Source organism: Streptomyces sp. NPDC111628 (assembly GCF_055635195.1).
The window spans coordinates 794706-810884 of record NZ_JBVKBZ010000004.1; the positions used below are offsets into that span (position 1 = coordinate 794706).

Here is a 16179-nt window from a genome sequence, read left to right on the forward strand (position 1 = left end):
AAGGCCGGGCATCTCTGCGAGTTGCAGTACGAGTTCGACATGAGGTGAGGGGGGTCAGTCCTCCGGCGAGCCCTCTCCGACCATCAGGCGCAGCGCGTCCCGCAGCGCCACCCGCTCCGCCTCCGAGAGTCCCGCCAGCGGTTCCCGCGCGAATCGCAGTGACTCCCGCAGTCCCCGGGCCACCCGGCGCCCCTCCTCCGTCGCCGCCGCGACCTTCACCCGTCGGTCGCCGGGGTCGGGTCGCCGCTCGACCAGGCCCCGTGCCTCCAGCCGGTCCACGATCCCCGTGACGTTCGACGGCTCGCACTTCAGCTTGTGGGCCAGCTTCCGCATCGGCAGCGGCTCCAGCGACAGCAGGCTCAGCAGCTTGGCCTGCGCCCCGGTCAGGGCGCGCTCCGCCGCCGCCTCCTCGTAGTCCGCGTGGAAGCGGGCGACGACCTCGCCGATCAGTTCGACGACTTCAAGGGTGAGAGCGTCGGGTCGGCGGGTCGTGTCGCGTGGTGTGGCCATGGAAACCAGGGTACCCATTTGTTTGACAAGCTGAAATGTTCAGCCGCATGGTTGTTTCAGAGCATGAAACATTCTCGGCAAGCAGGTCGAGCAGGTCCCGACCGAGTCCGAGCAAGCCTCAGGAAAGGTGCCCCATGACCGACTCCCCCGCCCTCCCCGCCGTCAACCGCGCATGGCACCTGGTCACCCGCCCGGTCGGCTGGCCGAAGCCCGAGGACTTCGCGCTCGTCGAGGCGGAGGTCCCCACCCCGGGCGCCGGGCAGGTGCTGGTGCGCAACCTGTACGTCTCCGTCGACCCGTACATGCGCGGCCGCATGAGCGCCGCCAAGTCCTACGCCGCCCCCTACGAGCTGGACAAGCCCATGCTGGGCGGCGCGGTCGGCGAGGTCGTCGCCTCCAACGCCGAGGGCATCGCCGTCGGCGACCACGTCCTGCACTCCTTCGGCTGGCGCGAGTACGCCGCCCTGGACGCGAAGAACGCCGTCAAGGTGGACCCGGACGCGGCACCCCTGTCGACGTACCTGGGCGTGCTCGGCATGACGGGGCTCACCGCCTACGCCGGACTGCTGCGCACCGCCTCCTTCAAGGAGGGCGACTCCGTCTTCGTCTCGGGCGCCGCGGGTGCCGTCGGCAGTCAGGTGGGGCAGATCGCCAGGCTCAAGGGCGCCTCGCGGGTCATCGGCTCGGCCGGCTCGGACGAGAAGGTCAAGCTGCTCCTCGACGAGTACGGCTTCGACGCCGCCTTCAACTACAAGAACGGCCCGGTGAGCCAGCAGCTGCGGGCCGCCGCCCCGGACGGCGTCGACGTCTACTTCGACAACGTCGGCGGCGACCACCTGGAGGCCGCCATCGGCTCCCTCAACCTGAACGGCCGCATCGCCATCTGCGGTGCGATCTCCGTCTACAACAACACCGAGCCCGCGCCCGGCCCGAAGAACCTCGCCCGCCTCATCCAGACCCGCGGCCGCATCGAGGGCTTCCTGGTCGGCGACCACTACGACCTCCAGCCGAAGTTCGTCGAGGAGGTCGGCCCCTGGGTCCGCACCGGCGAGCTGAAGTACCGCGAGACCGTCGTCGAGGGCATCGAGAACAACCTGGAGGCGTTCCTCGGCGTCCTGCGCGGCGACAACACCGGGAAGATGATCGTCAAGCTCTGACTTCCGGGAGATTCCGGCATGCGGTAGCGTCTTTCCGAAATCCGTCGTGATCGTGGGCGCGAGTCACGGCGGACCTAGGAGGAAGACACCCGTATGCCCATCCAGCAGTCCGAAGTTCTCTACACCGCCGTCGCCACCGCCGAGAACGGCCGCGACGGCCGGGTCGCCACCGACGACGGCAAGCTCGACGTCGTCGTGAACCCGCCCAAGGAGATGGGCGGCAACGGCGCCGGTACCAACCCGGAGCAGCTGTTCGCCGCCGGGTACAGCGCCTGCTTCCAGGGCGCCCTCGGCGTCGTGGCCCGCGCGGAGGGTGCCGACATCTCCGGTTCCACCGTCACCGCGAAGGTCGGGATCGGCAAGAACGACGACGGGTTCGGCATCATCGTCGAGATCTCCGCCGAGATCCCGACGGTCGACGCCGCCACCGCGCGGTCGCTGGTGGAGAAGGCCCACCAGGTCTGCCCGTACTCCAAGGCGACCCGCGGCAACATCACCGTGACGCTCGTCTGACCGGGACCGGAACCGGAACCGGGTCCGAAACCGGGTCCGGGAGCGGGAACGGGCCGGCGTGCCGACCGGTAGAGTGCCGCCCATGCGTGATCTTGGGGCGGGGTTCGGTCATCTGCTGAAGGGCCAGCGCTGGGTGGCCCGGCACGGCCGGAGCTACGGCTTCGGACTCGTCCCGGGCCTGATCACCCTGGTCCTGTACGTGGGCGTGCTGGTCGCGCTCGCGCTGTGGGGCGAGGACTTCGTCGCGTGGGTGACCCCCTTCGCCGACGACTGGTCGAGTCCCTGGCTCGGACTCTTCCGCGGCTTCCTCACCGCCGTGCTGTTCGCCCTCGCCCTGCTCCTGTCCGTCCTCACCTTCACCGCGGTGACCCTGCTGGTCGGCCAGCCCTTCTACGAGGCCCTCTCCGAACGCGTCGACCGCGACGTCTCCCCGGACGGCACGGCACCAGAGTCCCACCTGCCGCTCTGGCGCGAGCTGTGGATCTCCGGCCGCGACAGCCTGCGGATCCTCGTGCGCGCCGTGCTCTGGGGCGTGCTGCTCTTCGCGCTCGGCTTCATCCCGGTCGTCGGCCAGACCGTGGTCCCGGTGGTCGGTTTCTTCGTCACCGGCTTCTTCCTCACCGAGGAGCTGGCCTCCGTCGCCCTCCAGCGCCGCGGCGTCGAGCTGCGCGAACGCCTCGCCCTCCTGCGCTCCCGCCGGATGCTGGTCTGGGGCTTCGGCACCCCGCTGGGCGTGTCCTTCCTGGTGCCGTTCGTCGCCGTGTTCCTGATGCCGGGCGCCGTCGCCGGTGCCACGCTCCTCGCCCGGGAACTGCTGGGCGAGGAGACCCGCGACGGCGCCGACGACCCGTCCGACGGCGATACCGCCGACCCTTCACTCAGCCCCGGTCGGGCCCCGGGGCACTGACCGCCACGGCCACGATCGCCCGCGCCTGCGCCACGATGTCCAGCCTGTTGCGCACGAACTCCGGGTCGGTGACCGCCCCCGTCGCCGGATCGGTGTTCCCGGCCCCGAACTGAAGCACCGGCGTGTGCACGTGCCCCCCCGGCAGCGTGCCGTGCAGCCCGAGCCGGTCCCGCAGCAGCGTCGCGCGGTAGGCGATCTCGTTGGAGAGGTAGTTCCCGCCGCCGCCCTCCCGGGCCGTCGACCCGGGCGTGGGCCCGTCGGGCCGTACGACCGCCTCGGTGCCTCCCGCCGGGATCTCCGTCACACTCGTGTTGTCGTACACCGGGAAGCGACCGGTGTCCGCCGCCGTGATCGCCGCGTACGGCAGCGTGGTCGTCGTCCACTGCGGCTGCGAGGCCGGGTCGGCCACCGGGACCGTCTCCGTGCGGGAGACGTTGTCGTTGTCCGGGAAGCCGCCCCGCCAGGCCCCGTTGGTCCGCTCCACGTCGAACCGGCCGACCCGGCCCTGGCTCACGGTGGTGAACAGGTCCACCCGCGGCAGGTACGGCCGCAGCGCCCGCTCCACCGCCCCCTCGGCGAAGTCCGCCCAGCGCACCGGGAACACGGCCGTCTCCACCCGGGCGGGACCGTCCGGCGTGTCGATCACCGTGCCGTCCAGGGCGAGTGCGACGGCGCCGGACGGGTTGGAGATCCGGATGTCCCGGTCCAGCGTGAAGGGATCGAAGCCGGTGAGCAGCACCCGCTTGAGCCCCTTGCCGTGCCCGCCGCGGTGGCCGCGTGGCAGGCGCAGGTCGGCCTGGCCGCGCGAGGTGCGCTCCAGCTCCGTCAGCAGCGCGGCCCGCTGCCGCTCGCCCAGCCCGAACCCGGGCTCCCAGGCGCGCAGCTCCCGCGTCATCCCGAGCCGTGCCCAGTACAGCGGGCGGTCGTCGTCCCGGCTGAGGTCCCCGCGGGCCGGCCCGCGCCCCTGCACCCGGTCCACCGCCCGTCGCCACAGCGCCGAGCCCTCGCGCGCCACGACGGCACGCGCCTCGCGGTAGGAGTCCGCCCGCCCGAGCCCCCGGGCGAACGCCGGTGCCACCGCGGCGAATCCGGAACGCCGCAGGATCTCCCGGGGCACGTCCCCGTCGAGCCGCCGCTCCTCCACGGTCGGTGCGGGGGCGGCGCCGCCCGCCCGGGGTGCCGCCGTCGCCGTCGTGGGGGCGGCGAGTCCCGCCACCAGGGCCAGTCCGAGTACGCCGATCCGAACACGTATGGGTCTCAAGGGAGTCCAGGTCCTTCCGTCGCCGTGGGGTGCTGCCGGAACGGCGGCAGTATCGCGTGGCGGAGGGGGTACGCGCCATGGCGCGTGACCGACCGACTCGTGGCTGTTTGTGAAGGGTTCGTACGAACTCCTGATCGGACGCCCGTTCGCGGACCGCTGGATCACCGCGGGCGATTACCGTCGGACCCGGGACGCCCGCGAGTGCGCCGTCCCCGTGAGCAGCCCCGGTCCGGGACCTGACGGCCGGACCGGGGCTCAGCCCCCGGCCCCGGGGTGACCTACCGGCGTACCGAGAAGCCGTACACCGTCTCCGAGCGGAACACCTCGCCCGGCCGCAGCACCGTGCTCGGGAAGCCGGGCCGGTTCGGGGAGTCGGGGAAGTGCTGGGTCTCCAGCGCGATGCCGTCCCCGGGGGCGAAGGGCTCGCCCAGGTGGTCGGCGGTGTACAGCTGCAGCCCCGGCTCGGTCGTCGCCACCGTGAGCACCCGCCCCGACGCCGGGTCGTACAGCTCGGCGACCTCCTCGGCGGCCTCGGTCACGCCCTTGTCCAGGACGAAGTTGTGGTCGTAGCCCGAGCCGACCTTGCGCGCCCGCCGGAAGTCGAAGCGCGTGTCCGTCACGTCGTCGAGGGCGCCCGTCGGGATCAGGCCGGCGTCGACCGGCGTGATCCGGGAGGCGGCCAGCCGCAGTTCGTGCCCGCCCGCGTGCCCGGAGCCGCTCAGGTTGAAGTAGCTGTGGTTCGTCGGGTTCAGCACGGTCGGGGCGTCCGTGACCGCCTCGTACGCGATGTGCAGCGCGCCCGACTCGTCCAGCGTGTACGTCGCCGACATCTCCAGGCGCCCGGGGAAACCCTCCTCGCCGTGCGGCGAGACCCGGCTCAGGCGGACGCCCTCCGTGACCGCCCGCACGTCCCACACCCGCTTGTCGAAGCCGCGGTCGCCGCCGTGCAGCGAGTTGGACCCCTCGTTGGGCGCCACCGCGTACGTCCGCCCGTCCAGCGGGAAGCGCCCGCCCGCGATCCGGTTGGCGTACCGCCCGACCAGCGCGCCGAAGTAGGGATCCGGGTGCGCCACGTAGCCGTCCAGGTCCGCGAACCCCAGTACCACGTCGGCGGTGTTCCCGTCCCGGTCCGGAACCTCGGCCGACTGCACGATCCCGCCGTACGACAGGACCCGTACCCGTACGCCGGCCCGCTCCAGGGTCCAGCGGTGTACCGGGGTGCCGTCGGAAAGTGTGCCGAAGAGTTCGCTCATGTCCGAAACTCTAGGACACGCCCAGGTCAGCGGCCGGGTCAGGGACTCTTCGCGGTGACCGCGCGGTAGGCGATCTCCGCCAGCCGGGCCTGACCGTCCACACTCGGATGGAACCAGTCCCAGTGGCTCAACTGGTCCGTGCCGAATGGGAACTCGTGCACCGCGCCGTCGTCGGTGCGGCACCGCCGGTCCTTCGCGCAGACCTCCCGCAGCACCTCGTTGTAGTCCTCCACCCGGTCGCGCACCGTGTTGCGCCGCAGGGTCGCCGCCGAGTCCAGGGAGTCCGCGTCGTCCAGCATCGACGGGCACAGGCCGAGCTTCCACACCTGCTTGCCCAGCGGGTTGGTGCGGCCCTGGGACCAGAGCCGCTTGAGGTCCGGGATGCTCGACACGTACACCTGCGCCTTGGGAAGCTTCTTGCGCAGGGTGGCCATCGCCTCCTCGAACTGCGCCCGGAAGTCCGCCACCGGCGTCATCGCCGAGGTCGTGGACCGGCACGCGTCGTTCGCCCCGGCCATCACCGCCACCAGCTGCGGCCCGCGCTGCGCCGCCCGCGTCACCTGAGCGGTCAGATCCGCCATCCGGGCCCCGGTGACCGCGTAGTTCCAGCTGTGCTCGGCCGCGTCCGCCTTCCCCAGCAGCCGTACGGCCAGCGAGTCGACCTTCGCGCTGCTGCCGGTCGCCCACGACACCTCCGGGCAGTCCGACAGGACCGCACACGCGTCGAAGCCGCGCGTGATGGAGTCGCCCACGGCGGCGACGGACGCCGGACTCGTGTCCCAGGCGGGCGCCCTCCTCGTCCGCTTCGACGGGCTGCCGGAGGGAGCGGGGGAGTCACCGCCCGCGGCGTCGCACCCCGCCACGCCCACGCCCAGGACGGCGGCGGTCAGGACGGCGAGCGCGGCACGCGCCCGGCGACGGCCGTACCGCGTCCGCTGGTCCGTCCCTCGCCCCATACCGGTCCCCTCCCTCGGCTCGTGCCTCCACCGTGCTCAACCCATGACACCGCGCGAGGGTTCCCGAGGACGGCGATGCAACGGCTCACACCCGTACAAGCGTCCTGCCGGGTGAACGGCGGAGGTTTGTCGGCGGCGGGACCGACGGTACGTCACACTCCTTGCCCCGCCGCACGGTAGCCTCGCCATCAACGTGGCCCGCCCGGTCACGGCCGTTCCACCCGTTCCGAGATGTCCCGCTCAGCCCGGAGGTTCCGGTGACGACACGTGGAGTCCTGTACGTGCACTCCGCGCCGCGCGCGCTCTGCCCGCACGTCGAGTGGGCCGTCGCCGGGGTGCTCGGCACGCGCGTCGGCCTGGACTGGATCCGGCAGCCCGCCGCGCCCGGCACCTGGCGCTCGGAGTTCTCCTGGCAGGGGCAGGCCGGCATCGCCTCCAAGCTCGCCTCCGCGCTGCGCGGCTGGCAGCTGCTCCGCTTCGAGGTCACCGCCGAGCCCTCCGCGAACGCCGAGGGCGAGCGCTACAGCTGCACCCCCGACCTCGGCATCTTCCACGCCGTCACCGGCATCCACGGCGACATCATGATCCCCGAGGACCGGCTGCGCGCCGCCCTGGTGCGCTCCCAGCGCGGCGAGACCGACCTCGAGTCGGACATCGCCAAACTCCTCGGCAAGCCCTGGGACGACGAACTGGAGCCCTTCCGCCACGCCGGCGAGGGCGCCCCGGTCCGCTGGCTGCACCAGGTGGTGTGACGCCCCGCCCGTCCGCACACGCGGAGGGAACACGCGCGTGAAGGGCCCCCACCGGCCGGTGGGGGCCCTTCACGTACGTACGGCGGTCGCTCAGACCGACCGGAACGCGAGCACCACGTTGTGCCCGCCGAAGCCGAACGAGTCGTTCAGCGCGGCGATACGGCCCTCGACCGGCAGCTTGCGGGCCTCGCCGCGGACGATGTCCGCGTTGGCCTCGGCCTCCGGGTCGAGGTTCTCGACGTTGATGGTCGGCGGTGCCACCCGGTGGTACAGCGCGAGCACGGTCGCCACGGACTCCACGCCGCCCGCGCCACCGAGGAGGTGACCGGTCATCGACTTGGTGCCGGAGACCGCCATGTGGTCGACGTCGTCGCCCAGGACCTTGCGCAGCGCCTTCAGCTCGGCGATGTCACCGGCCGGCGTCGAGGTGGCGTGCGCGTTGACGTGCACGATCTCGGCCGGGTCCAGGTCGTTGCCGTCCAGCAGGTTCTGCAGGGCGGCGGAGATGCCGCGGCCCTCCGGCTCCGGCTGCACGATGTCGTGGCTGTCGGCGGAGATGCCCTGGCCGACCGCCTCCGCGTAGACGCGGGCACCGCGCGCGGCGGCGTGCTCGGCGGACTCCAGGACCAGGACGCCGGCGCCCTCACCGAGGATGAAGCCGTCGCGGCCCGTGTCGAAGGGGCGGGAGGCACCCTGCGGGTCGTCGTTGTTCTTGGACATCGCCATCATGTTGCCGAACGCGGCGATGGGCAGCGGGTGGATCGCCGCCTCCGTGCCACCCGCGACGACGACGTCGGCGCGGCCGGTGCGGATCATCTCGATGGCGTAGCCGATGGCCTCGGCGCCCGAGGCGCAGGCGGAGACCGGGGTGTGCACGCCCGCGCGGGCGCCCACGGCCAGGCCGACGTTGGCCGAGGGGCCGTTCGGCATCAGCATGGGGACGGTGTGCGGGGAGACGCGGCGGACGCCCTTCTCCTTCAGCACGTCGTACTGGTCGAGCAGCGTGGTCACGCCGCCGATGCCGGAGGCGATGACCGCACCGAGCCGGTCGGGGTCGACGTGGGCCGCGCCGTCCTCGGCGGGGCTCTCGCCCGCCTTGCCGGCGTACCCGGCGTCCTTCCAGGCCTCCTGCGCCGCGATCAGCGCGAACTGCGCCGAGCGGTCCAGGCGGCGGGCCTGCGGCCGCGGGATGACCTCGGAGGGGTCGACGGCGGCCGGCGCTGCGATGCGGACCGCCTGGTCGGCGGCCCACTCCTGCTCCAGGGGCCTGACGCCGGACCTGCCGGCGACCAGACCCTCCCAGGTCGAGGCTGCGTCGCCACCCAGCGGTGTGGTTGCGCCGATACCGGTGACGACCACGGTGCGATTGGTCGAGCTCACGGGAATTCTTTCTCCAACGGGATACGGATTCGTACGGCGCCACCGCCGGGCGGCGGGGCAGTCTGCCCGGATCTGCCCGTTACCCGGGCCATGCCCGAGTATCGGCGGATCAGGCCTGGTGGTCGAGGATGTACTTCGTCGCGTCGCCGACCGTCTTGAGGTTCTTGACGTCGTCGTCCGGGATCTTGACGTCGAAGCGCTCTTCGGCGGCGACGACGACCTCGACCATGGACAGCGAGTCGACGTCCAGGTCGTCGGTGAAGGACTTGTCCAGCTTGACGTCCTCAACCGGGATGCCGGCGATCTCGTTCACGATCTCCGCGAGACCGGCGACGATCTCTTCCTGAGTGGCGGCCATGATGGCGCTCCTTCTTTGTTGTCCAGAGGGTGTGGCGGCCCGCCGCGTCGGCGGCGGGCGGTGCTGCTCTCCGTTCCGGACCGGGGTGATCCGGCACGGAGTGCCTAGGGGAGGGTAACGACCGTCGCGGCGTAGACGAGACCCGCCCCGAAGCCGATGACGAGCGCGGTGTCGCCGCTCTTCGCGTCGCCGGTCGCCAGGAGCCGCTCCATCGCGAGCGGAATCGAGGCGGCCGAGGTGTTGCCGGTGGTGCGGATGTCACGGGCGACCGTGACGTGCTCCGGCAGCTTCAGTGTCTTCACCATCGAGTCGATGATCCGCACGTTGGCCTGGTGCGGGATGAAGACGTCCAGGTCGTCCGGGCTGATTCCGGCCGCGTCCAGCGCCTGCTGCGCGACCTTCGCCATCTCGAACACGGCCCAGCGGAACACCGCCTGGCCCTCCTGCGTGATCGCAGGAAACTTGACGTTGCCCTCGGAGTCGAGAGGCAGGTCGGAGACGTCGCCGATCCTGAAGCGGTCCCAGGAGACCGTCTGCTTGATCGTTTCGGCCTTGTCGCCCTCCGAGCCCCAGACCGTCGGGCCGATCGCCGGCTCCTGGGACGGGCCGACCACGACCGCGCCGGCGCCGTCGCCGAACAGGAAGGCCGTGGCCCGGTCCTCCAGGTCGGTCAGGTCGGACAGCCGCTCCACGCCGATGACCAGCACATACTCTGCCGAACCTTCGACGACCATGCCCTTGGCCAGGGTCAGCCCGTAGCCGAAGCCCGCACAGCCGGCCGAGATGTCGAAGGCCGCGGCCTTGTCCGTGCCGAGGCGGTCGGCGATCTCGGTGGCGATCGCCGGGGTCTGGCTGAAGTGCGACACGGTCGAGACGACCACGGCACCGATCCGCGCGGCGTCGATCCCGGCGTCGGCGAGCGCCTTGCCGGACGCCTCCACCGACATCGCCGCGACGGTCTCCTCGGGACCCGCCCAGTGCCGGGTCTCGATGCCGGAGCGCGAGCGGATCCACTCGTCGGACGAGTCGATCGTCTCGAGGATCACCTCGTTCGGCACCACCCGGGTCGGACGGTATCCGCCGACGCCGAGGATGCGCGCGTACGGGGCGCCCTTGCTGGGCTTGATCTTCGACATGCTCTCGCGCTCCTTGTCAGGCCTGGGTGTGCTCGGCGACGAGCTCGCGGGCCGCGTCGAGGTTGTCGGGGGTCTTCAGGGCCAGCGTCTTCACGCCGGGCAGCGCCCGCTTGGCCAGCCCGGTCAGCGTGCCGCCCGGACACACCTCGATGATCGCGGTGACGCCCAGCTCCTTGAACGTCTCCATGCACAAATCCCAGCGCACCGGGTTGGCGACCTGGCCGACCAGCCGGTCCAGCACCTCGGTGCCGGAGGCGACGGCCCGCCCGTCCTTGTTGGAGACGTACGTCACCTTCGGGTCGGCCGGCGTCAGCGCCTTGGCGGCCTCGGCGAGCTTGTCCACCGCGGGAGCCATGTGGCGGGTGTGGAACGCGCCGGCCACCTTCAGCGGGACGACCTTGCGGACCCCCTCGGGCTTGTCCTCGTTCAGCGCGGCCAGCTGCTCCATGGTGCCCGCCGCCACGATCTGACCGGCGCCGTTCACGTTCGCCGGGGTCAGGCCGAGCCTCTCCAGGTGCGCGACGCTCACCTCGGGGTCGCCCCCGAGCAGCGCCGACATGCCGGTCTCGGTGACCGCGGCGGCCTCGGCCATGGCCAGGCCGCGGCGGCGTACGAGGGACAGCGCGGCGGTGTCGTCGAGGACGCCCGCGAAGACGGCGGCGGTGATCTCGCCGACGCTGTGACCCGCGACCGCGCCGGGCGCGATCTCGGCACCCGTCGCGTCAGCGGCATATGTGTACGTACCGAGTGCCGCGGCGGAGAGGATTCCGGCGGCGACCAGCAGCGGCTGGGCCACGGACGTGTCTCGGATCTCGTCCGCGTCGGCCTTGGTGCCGAAGTGGGCGAGATCGAGTCCGATGGCGTCCGACCATGCGGCGACGCGGTCAGCGGCACCGGGGAGGGCGAGCCAGTCAGTCAGAAAGCCGGGCGTCTGGGCGCCCTGGCCGGGAGCGACGAGTACGAGCACTCTCACACTCTCTCTTGAGGACGGCCACGACCGCCCGTGGGGACAGGGACGAAGAACAGGAGCGGGTTTTGTGGACCCTGCACAAAATCTTAGAGTTGCGGATCTCCGTCGGCCAGACGCCCCAGGATGAGCGCGATCCGCAGTGTGAACGCAGACCGTACATCAGAGGGTGACCATCCGGTGACGTCAGTCACACGTCGGAGCCGGTAGCGCACGGTGTTCGGGTGAACGAAGAGCATCCGGGCGGCGCCCTCCAGACTGCTCGCCTGTTCGAGATAGACGCTGAGCGTCTCAAGAAGCGCCGCACCCGCTTCCTCCAACGGTCTGTAGATCTCCTCCACCAGTTGCTCACGGGCCGAGGGGTCGGAGGCGATCGCACGCTCCGGCAGGAGGTCGTCGGCGAGCACCGGACGCGGCGCGTCCTGCCAGGCGGTGCACGCCTTCAGCCCGGCCGCGGCGGCCTGCGCGGACCGGGTCGCGGCCAGCAGGTCCGGCACCACGGGCCCGGCGACGACCGGGCCCTGCGCGAACGGCCCGATCAGCGACTTCGCCACCGCCAGCGGGTCGTTGCGGCCCCCGGCGATCACCACGAGCCGGTCCCCGAGCACCCCGGTCAGTACCTGGAGCTTGGCGTGCCGGGCCGCCCGCCGGATGGCCTCCACGGTCAGCTCGGAGTCCCCGTCGGGAGCGGTGCCGAGGACGACACAGACATGCTCGGGCGAGTTCCACCCGAGGGCGGCGGCCCGGGACACGGCCCCTTCGTCGGCCTCGCCGCTGAGCACGGCGTTCACCACCAGCGACTCCAGGCGCGCGTCCCAGGCACCGCGTGCCTCGGCGGCCTGCGCGTACACCTGGGCGGTCGCGAAGGCGATCTCCCGGGCGTACACGAGCAGCGCCTCGCGCAGCACCGACTCGTCGCCGGGAGCTGCCACCTCGTCGATCGCGGACTCCATCACCTCGATCGTCGTCCGCACCATCTCCACGGTCTGCCGCAGCGTGATCGCCCGGGTCAGCTCGCGCGGGGCGGTCCCGAAGACGTCGGTGGAGATGGCCTGGGGCGCGTCCGGCTGCCGGAACCACTCGGTGAACGCGGCGATGCCGGCCTGGGCGACCAGCCCGATCCACGAACGGTTCTCCGGTGGCATGGCCCGGTACCACGGCAGCGTCTCGTCCATGCGTGCGATGGCCTGCGCGGCGAGCGAACCGGAGGACTGCTCCAGCCGCTTCAGGGTCGCGGTATGCGGGTGGGCGGGCTGGGCGGGGGCGTCGGGCTTACCGGTTTCGGGTTCGGGCACGGGGACAAGACTGCCTTATCGGGCCGGGCGGGTGTGCCGCCGGGGCTACCGTGAACGACGTGATGGACGTACGCCGCGCCGACGAGCGCTACCCGGGCGGTGATCCGGCAGCCGGGATCACCTCCCGCCACGCCTTCTCCTTCGGCCCCCACTACGACCCCGGCAACCTGCGCTTCGGGGCCCTGCTGGCCTGCAACGAGGAGCGCCTCGCGCCCGGCGCGGGTTTCGACGAGCACCCGCACAGCCACACCGAGATCGTCACCTGGGTCGTGGCGGGCGAACTGACCCACCGCGACAGCGCCGGCCACGAGACGGTGGTCCGCGCCGGGGACGTGCAACGCCTCAGCGCGGCGGGCGGCGTCCGGCACGTCGAGCGCAACGACGCCGCCGTCCCCCTCACCTTCGTCCAGATGTGGCTGGCCCCGCACGACCCCGGCGGCGACCCCGCCTACGAGATCGTCCGAGGCATCGCCGACTCCACCCCGTACGCCGTCCCCGAGGCCGGCGCGATGCTCCACGTACGCCGCCTGATCCCGGGGGAACGGACGGCGGTGCCGGACGGGGCGTACGTGTACGTCCATGTGGTGCGGGGCGAGGTGACGCTGGGCGGGGAGGTGCTGGCTGCGGGGGACGCGGCCCGCGTCACGGACGCGGAGGGGGTGGACGCGGTGGCGGTGACGGACGCGGAGGTGCTGGTGTGGGAGATGGGCCCGGGGGTCCGGGGCTAGGCGCCCCGTGCCTCCGCCAGCACCCCGTCAGTGAAGGGCGGCCACGCCTCGACCGCCCAGGGGCCGAAGGGGCGGTCGGTGAGGGACACGCAGGACAGGGCGGCGTCCGGGTCGATCCACAGGAACGTGCCGGACTGGCCGAAGTGGCCGAAGGTGCGCGGGGAGGAGGCGGCGCCCGTCCAGTGCGGGGACTTGCCGTCGCGGATCTCGAAGCCGAGGCCCCAGTCGTTGGGGTTCTGGTGGCCGTAGCCCGGCAGCACGCCCTTCGTGCCCGGGTACTGGACCGTCATCGCCTCGGCGACCGTCCGCGGGTCCAGCAGACGCGGCGCCTGGACCTCGGCGGCGAAGCGGAGCAGGTCGTCCACCGTGGACACGCCGTCCTTCGCGGGGGAGCCCGCCAGTGAGGTGGACGTCATGCCCAGCGGCTCCAGCACCGCCTGCCGCGCGTACTCGGCGAACGGCATGTCCGCCGCCTTCGCGATGTGGTCGCCGAGCTGCTCGAAACCGGCGTTGGAGTACAGCCGGCGGTCCCCGGGCGGGGCCGTCACCCGGTGCTCGTCGAAGGCCAGGCCCGAGGTGTGGGCGAGCAGGTGGCGGACCGTCGCCCCGGGCGGACCGGCGGGCTCGTCCAGCTCGATCGCGCCCTCCTCGTACGCCACCAGCGCCGCGTACGCCGCCAGCGGCTTGGTGACCGAGGCGAGCGGGAAGCGGTGCGCGGCCGGGCCGTGGGTGCCGAGGACGGTGCCGTCGGCCCGTACGACGCCCGCCGCGGCGGTGGGGACCGGCCAGTTCTCGATCGACGCGAGGCTCTTCAGGGACATGGCACCGAGCCTAAGCGGCTCACAGGTACAGCCGCATCGAGGGGTCCGGGTCCCGGGTGAAGCCCATCGACGCGTACAGGGGCTCGGCGTCCGCGGAGGCGGTCAGCATGACGTGCCCGGCGCCCCGCTCGCGGAACCACTGGAGCAGCTCCTCCATACAGGCGCGGGCGTACCCCCGGCGCCTGGCCGCCGGGTCCGTCGCCACACTGAAGACGTAGCCGATCAGCCCGTGCGGATTGCCGGCCCTCCCGATCCGGTACTCCAGCGTGCCGGCCACCAGCGCCGCCAGCGCCCCGGGCCGCTCCGGGTGCTCGACGACGAACGCCGCGAACGCCCCGTCCGGGTCGGCGAGCCTCGCCCGCAGGGTCGGCAGGGACTCGGCGCGCCAGTCGGTGGGCGCCGGCGCCCGGCCCAGCGAATCGATCATCACCTGACGCAGACGGAGTACTTCCCCCACGTCCTCGGCCACGGCACGGCGTACGAGACTCATGCCCGCACGTTAGTGACCGGCCGGGGCGTGTGTCCTGCGCATTTCCCACCGCCGGTTCCCCACCGCCGGATTCTCACCGGTGCCGCTTGCCTGGAGTGCACTCGAAGGTCATAGCGTTACGGTCATGACGGTGATGCAGACCACGGCCGGGACTCTCGTGCCGAACGCCACCAGCAACGCCACCAGCAACGCCGGCGGAACGGACATCTGCTCCGCCCCGCCCCCGCGTCACCCGCGCCCCGACGGGCAGGACCGCTACACCATCAGCGAGGTCGTCGCGTTCACCGGCCTGACGGCCCACACACTGCGCTGGTACGAGCGGATCGGCCTGATGTCCCACATCGACCGCTCGCACACCGGGCAGCGCCGCTACAGCAACCGCGACCTGGACTGGCTCGACTTCGTCGGCAAGCTGCGGATGACGGGCATGCCGGTCGCCGACATGGTGCGGTACGCCGAGATGGTGCGCGAGGGCGAGAGCACCTACCTCGACCGGCGGGAACTGCTGGAGTCCACCCGGCGCGACGTGCTGACGCGGATCGCCGAACTCCAGGACACCGTCGCCGTACTCGACCGCAAGATCAGTTTCTACGGGGACGCCGGACGTGCCCGTGAAGGGGAGAGGAACCGATGACCGACAGCAGGATCCCGACGGCACGGCTCGGCACGGGCGGTCCGGAGGTGGGCGCCCAGGGCCTCGGCTGCATGGGCATGAGCTTCGGATACGGCCCCTCGGACGCCGAGGCCTCCCGCGCCACCCTGGAACGGGCGCTGGAGCTGGGCGTGACGCTCTACGACACCGCCGACGCGTACGGCGCCGGCGAGAACGAGCGGTTCCTCGCGCCGTTCTTCAAGGCCCACCGCGACGAGGTCGTCGTCGCGACCAAGTTCGCCCTGACGATCCCGCCGGACGAGCCGACCAAGAGGATCATCCGCAACGACGCGCCGTACATCCGCGAGGCCGTCGAGGCGAGCCTGCGCCGCTTGGACCTCGACGTGATCGACCTCTACTACATGCACCGGCGCGACGTGAACGTGCCGATCGAGGAGACCGTCGCCGTCATGGCCGACCTCGTCCGCGAGGGCAAGGTCAAGCAGCTCGGGCTGAGCGAGGTCACGGGGGACGAGCTGCGGGCCGCGCAGACGGTGCACCCCATCGCCGCCGTGCAGTCGGAGTGGTCGCTCTTCAGCCGGGACATCGAGGCGGGCGTGGTACTGGCCGCCCGCGAACTGGGCGTGACCCTCGTCCCGTACTCGCCGCTCGGCCGGGGCTTCCTCACCGGCTCCTTCGCCAACGCCGAGCAGGACCTCACCGACGGTGACTTCCGCCGCCAGCAGCCCCGCTTCACCGGCGACAACGCGGCGGCCAACGCGGCCCTCCTCACCCCGGTCCGCGCCCTCGCCGAGGCCCACGACGCCACCCTCGGCCAGATCGCCCTGGCCTGGGTCCAGCACCGGGCCCAGGTCCACGGCCTGCCGGTGATCCCGATCCCGGGCACCCGGAAGCCGGCACGGGTGGCGGAGAACACGGCGGCGACCCGGCTCGTCCTGACGGAGGCCGAGCTGTCCCAGCTGGAGCCGATCGCGGAGAAGGTCGCGGGGGACCGCTACGCGGACATGACGTTCGCTTCCGCCGGACGGGAGTAGAGAGGCGCCCTGAAGGGGCGCGGGGAACTGCGCGAGCAACCCACCACG

18 protein-coding genes are annotated in these 16179 nt (G+C 72.1%); 7 read left to right on the forward strand and 11 right to left on the reverse strand.

The genetic code is table 11. The features are described 5' to 3' along the window. Positions 1-54 precede the first annotated feature (54 nt). Positions 55-510, reverse strand: coding sequence for a MarR family winged helix-turn-helix transcriptional regulator (locus ACZ7MF_RS25505; protein ID WP_471480023.1), 456 nt, complete (start codon positions 508-510; stop codon positions 55-57). Between the two features lie 134 nt (positions 511-644). On the opposite strand from ACZ7MF_RS25505, the gene ACZ7MF_RS25510 reads away from it, so the two are divergent. From ACZ7MF_RS25510 to ACZ7MF_RS25520, 3 genes are all read left to right on the forward strand, one after another. Next, entirely contained in the window at positions 645-1667 is a 1023-nt protein-coding gene (locus ACZ7MF_RS25510; protein WP_471480024.1) for an NADP-dependent oxidoreductase, read from the forward strand. A gap of 93 nt (positions 1668-1760) precedes the next feature. Further along, positions 1761-2180, forward strand: coding sequence for an organic hydroperoxide resistance protein (locus ACZ7MF_RS25515; RefSeq protein ID WP_361014774.1), 420 nt, complete (start codon positions 1761-1763; stop codon positions 2178-2180). 82 nt (positions 2181-2262) lie between these two features. Continuing rightward, positions 2263-3087, forward strand: a complete 825-nt coding sequence (locus ACZ7MF_RS25520) for an EI24 domain-containing protein (RefSeq protein WP_471480026.1) — start codon at positions 2263-2265, stop codon at positions 3085-3087. Here the strand turns inward: ACZ7MF_RS25520 and ACZ7MF_RS25525 are convergent. The 3 genes from ACZ7MF_RS25525 to ACZ7MF_RS25535 form a co-directional block, all read right to left on the reverse strand. Next, positions 3059-4348, reverse strand: coding sequence for a pyroglutamyl-peptidase I (locus ACZ7MF_RS25525; RefSeq protein ID WP_471480027.1), 1290 nt, complete (start codon positions 4346-4348; stop codon positions 3059-3061). The genes ACZ7MF_RS25520 and ACZ7MF_RS25525 overlap by 29 nt on opposite strands. 278 nt (positions 4349-4626) lie before the next feature. After that, positions 4627-5601 (reverse strand): aldose epimerase family protein, encoded by a 975-nt coding sequence (locus ACZ7MF_RS25530; RefSeq protein WP_471480028.1) that lies wholly within the window; start codon positions 5599-5601, stop codon positions 4627-4629. 38 nt (positions 5602-5639) lie between these two features. Next, entirely contained in the window at positions 5640-6557 is a 918-nt protein-coding gene (locus tag ACZ7MF_RS25535; RefSeq protein WP_471480030.1) for an SGNH/GDSL hydrolase family protein, read from the reverse strand. 257 nt (positions 6558-6814) lie between these two features. Between ACZ7MF_RS25535 and ACZ7MF_RS25540 the strand changes: the two genes are divergently transcribed. Beyond that, a complete protein-coding gene (locus ACZ7MF_RS25540) occupies positions 6815-7309 on the forward strand; it encodes a DUF3145 domain-containing protein (protein ID WP_003976415.1) in 495 nt (164 codons plus the stop codon). A 90-nt stretch (positions 7310-7399) separates the two neighbouring features. On the opposite strand, the gene ACZ7MF_RS25545 is transcribed toward ACZ7MF_RS25540, so the two are convergent. From ACZ7MF_RS25545 to fasR, 5 genes are all read right to left on the reverse strand, one after another. Next, entirely contained in the window at positions 7400-8689 is a 1290-nt protein-coding gene (locus ACZ7MF_RS25545) for a beta-ketoacyl-[acyl-carrier-protein] synthase family protein (protein ID WP_471480031.1), read from the reverse strand. Between the two features lie 109 nt (positions 8690-8798). Then, positions 8799-9047, reverse strand: coding sequence for an acyl carrier protein (locus ACZ7MF_RS25550; RefSeq protein WP_003976417.1), 249 nt, complete (start codon positions 9045-9047; stop codon positions 8799-8801). 104 nt (positions 9048-9151) lie between these two features. Then, positions 9152-10183, reverse strand: coding sequence for a beta-ketoacyl-ACP synthase 3 (locus tag ACZ7MF_RS25555; protein ID WP_471480033.1), 1032 nt, complete (start codon positions 10181-10183; stop codon positions 9152-9154). A 16-nt stretch (positions 10184-10199) separates the two neighbouring features. After that, the gene (locus tag ACZ7MF_RS25560) at positions 10200-11150 is read right to left on the reverse strand and encodes an ACP S-malonyltransferase (protein ID WP_471480034.1); all 951 of its coding nucleotides are present in this window, start codon (positions 11148-11150) and stop codon (positions 10200-10202) included. 89 nt (positions 11151-11239) lie between these two features. After that, positions 11240-12445: a fatty acid biosynthesis transcriptional regulator FasR gene (fasR, locus tag ACZ7MF_RS25565; RefSeq protein WP_030863943.1), complete on the reverse strand. Its 1206-nt coding sequence runs from the start codon at positions 12443-12445 to the stop codon at positions 11240-11242. A gap of 62 nt (positions 12446-12507) precedes the next feature. On the opposite strand from fasR, the gene ACZ7MF_RS25570 reads away from it, so the two are divergent. After that, positions 12508-13173: a pirin family protein gene (locus tag ACZ7MF_RS25570; RefSeq protein WP_471480126.1), complete on the forward strand. Its 666-nt coding sequence runs from the start codon at positions 12508-12510 to the stop codon at positions 13171-13173. Here the strand turns inward: ACZ7MF_RS25570 and ACZ7MF_RS25575 are convergent. Both ACZ7MF_RS25575 and ACZ7MF_RS25580 read right to left on the reverse strand, forming a co-directional pair. Further along, the gene (locus tag ACZ7MF_RS25575; protein WP_471480035.1) at positions 13170-13994 is read right to left on the reverse strand and encodes a serine hydrolase domain-containing protein; all 825 of its coding nucleotides are present in this window, start codon (positions 13992-13994) and stop codon (positions 13170-13172) included. The two genes, ACZ7MF_RS25570 and ACZ7MF_RS25575, sit on opposite strands and share 4 nt — an antisense overlap. Before the next feature lie 19 nt (positions 13995-14013). After that, positions 14014-14484 (reverse strand): GNAT family N-acetyltransferase, encoded by a 471-nt coding sequence (locus tag ACZ7MF_RS25580; protein WP_471480037.1) that lies wholly within the window; start codon positions 14482-14484, stop codon positions 14014-14016. A gap of 124 nt (positions 14485-14608) precedes the next feature. On the opposite strand from ACZ7MF_RS25580, the gene ACZ7MF_RS25585 reads away from it, so the two are divergent. Both ACZ7MF_RS25585 and ACZ7MF_RS25590 read left to right on the forward strand, forming a co-directional pair. Next, entirely contained in the window at positions 14609-15118 is a 510-nt protein-coding gene (locus tag ACZ7MF_RS25585; protein ID WP_471480039.1) for a MerR family transcriptional regulator, read from the forward strand. Next, positions 15115-16131 (forward strand): aldo/keto reductase, encoded by a 1017-nt coding sequence (locus ACZ7MF_RS25590; protein ID WP_471480041.1) that lies wholly within the window; start codon positions 15115-15117, stop codon positions 16129-16131. Before ACZ7MF_RS25585 ends, ACZ7MF_RS25590 begins: the two co-directional genes overlap by 4 nt. Positions 16132-16179: the final 48 nt, after the last annotated feature.

Coding starts and splice junctions, on each gene's coding strand:
- ACZ7MF_RS25505 (WP_471480023.1), bottom strand. CDS start 510: ATGGCCACACCACGCGACACGACCCGCCGACCCGACGCTCTCACCCTT.
- ACZ7MF_RS25510 (WP_471480024.1), top strand. CDS start 645: ATGACCGACTCCCCCGCCCTCCCCGCCGTCAACCGCGCATGGCACCTG.
- ACZ7MF_RS25515 (WP_361014774.1), top strand. CDS start 1,761: ATGCCCATCCAGCAGTCCGAAGTTCTCTACACCGCCGTCGCCACCGCC.
- ACZ7MF_RS25520 (WP_471480026.1), top strand. CDS start 2,263: ATGCGTGATCTTGGGGCGGGGTTCGGTCATCTGCTGAAGGGCCAGCGC.
- ACZ7MF_RS25530 (WP_471480028.1), bottom strand. CDS start 5,601: ATGAGCGAACTCTTCGGCACACTTTCCGACGGCACCCCGGTACACCGC.
- ACZ7MF_RS25535 (WP_471480030.1), bottom strand. CDS start 6,557: ATGGGGCGAGGGACGGACCAGCGGACGCGGTACGGCCGTCGCCGGGCG.
- ACZ7MF_RS25550 (WP_003976417.1), bottom strand. CDS start 9,047: ATGGCCGCCACTCAGGAAGAGATCGTCGCCGGTCTCGCGGAGATCGTG.
- ACZ7MF_RS25555 (WP_471480033.1), bottom strand. CDS start 10,183: ATGTCGAAGATCAAGCCCAGCAAGGGCGCCCCGTACGCGCGCATCCTC.
- ACZ7MF_RS25570 (WP_471480126.1), top strand. CDS start 12,508: ATGGACGTACGCCGCGCCGACGAGCGCTACCCGGGCGGTGATCCGGCA.
- ACZ7MF_RS25575 (WP_471480035.1), bottom strand. CDS start 13,994: ATGTCCCTGAAGAGCCTCGCGTCGATCGAGAACTGGCCGGTCCCCACC.
- ACZ7MF_RS25580 (WP_471480037.1), bottom strand. CDS start 14,484: ATGAGTCTCGTACGCCGTGCCGTGGCCGAGGACGTGGGGGAAGTACTC.
- ACZ7MF_RS25585 (WP_471480039.1), top strand. CDS start 14,609: ATGACGGTGATGCAGACCACGGCCGGGACTCTCGTGCCGAACGCCACC.
- ACZ7MF_RS25590 (WP_471480041.1), top strand. CDS start 15,115: ATGACCGACAGCAGGATCCCGACGGCACGGCTCGGCACGGGCGGTCCG.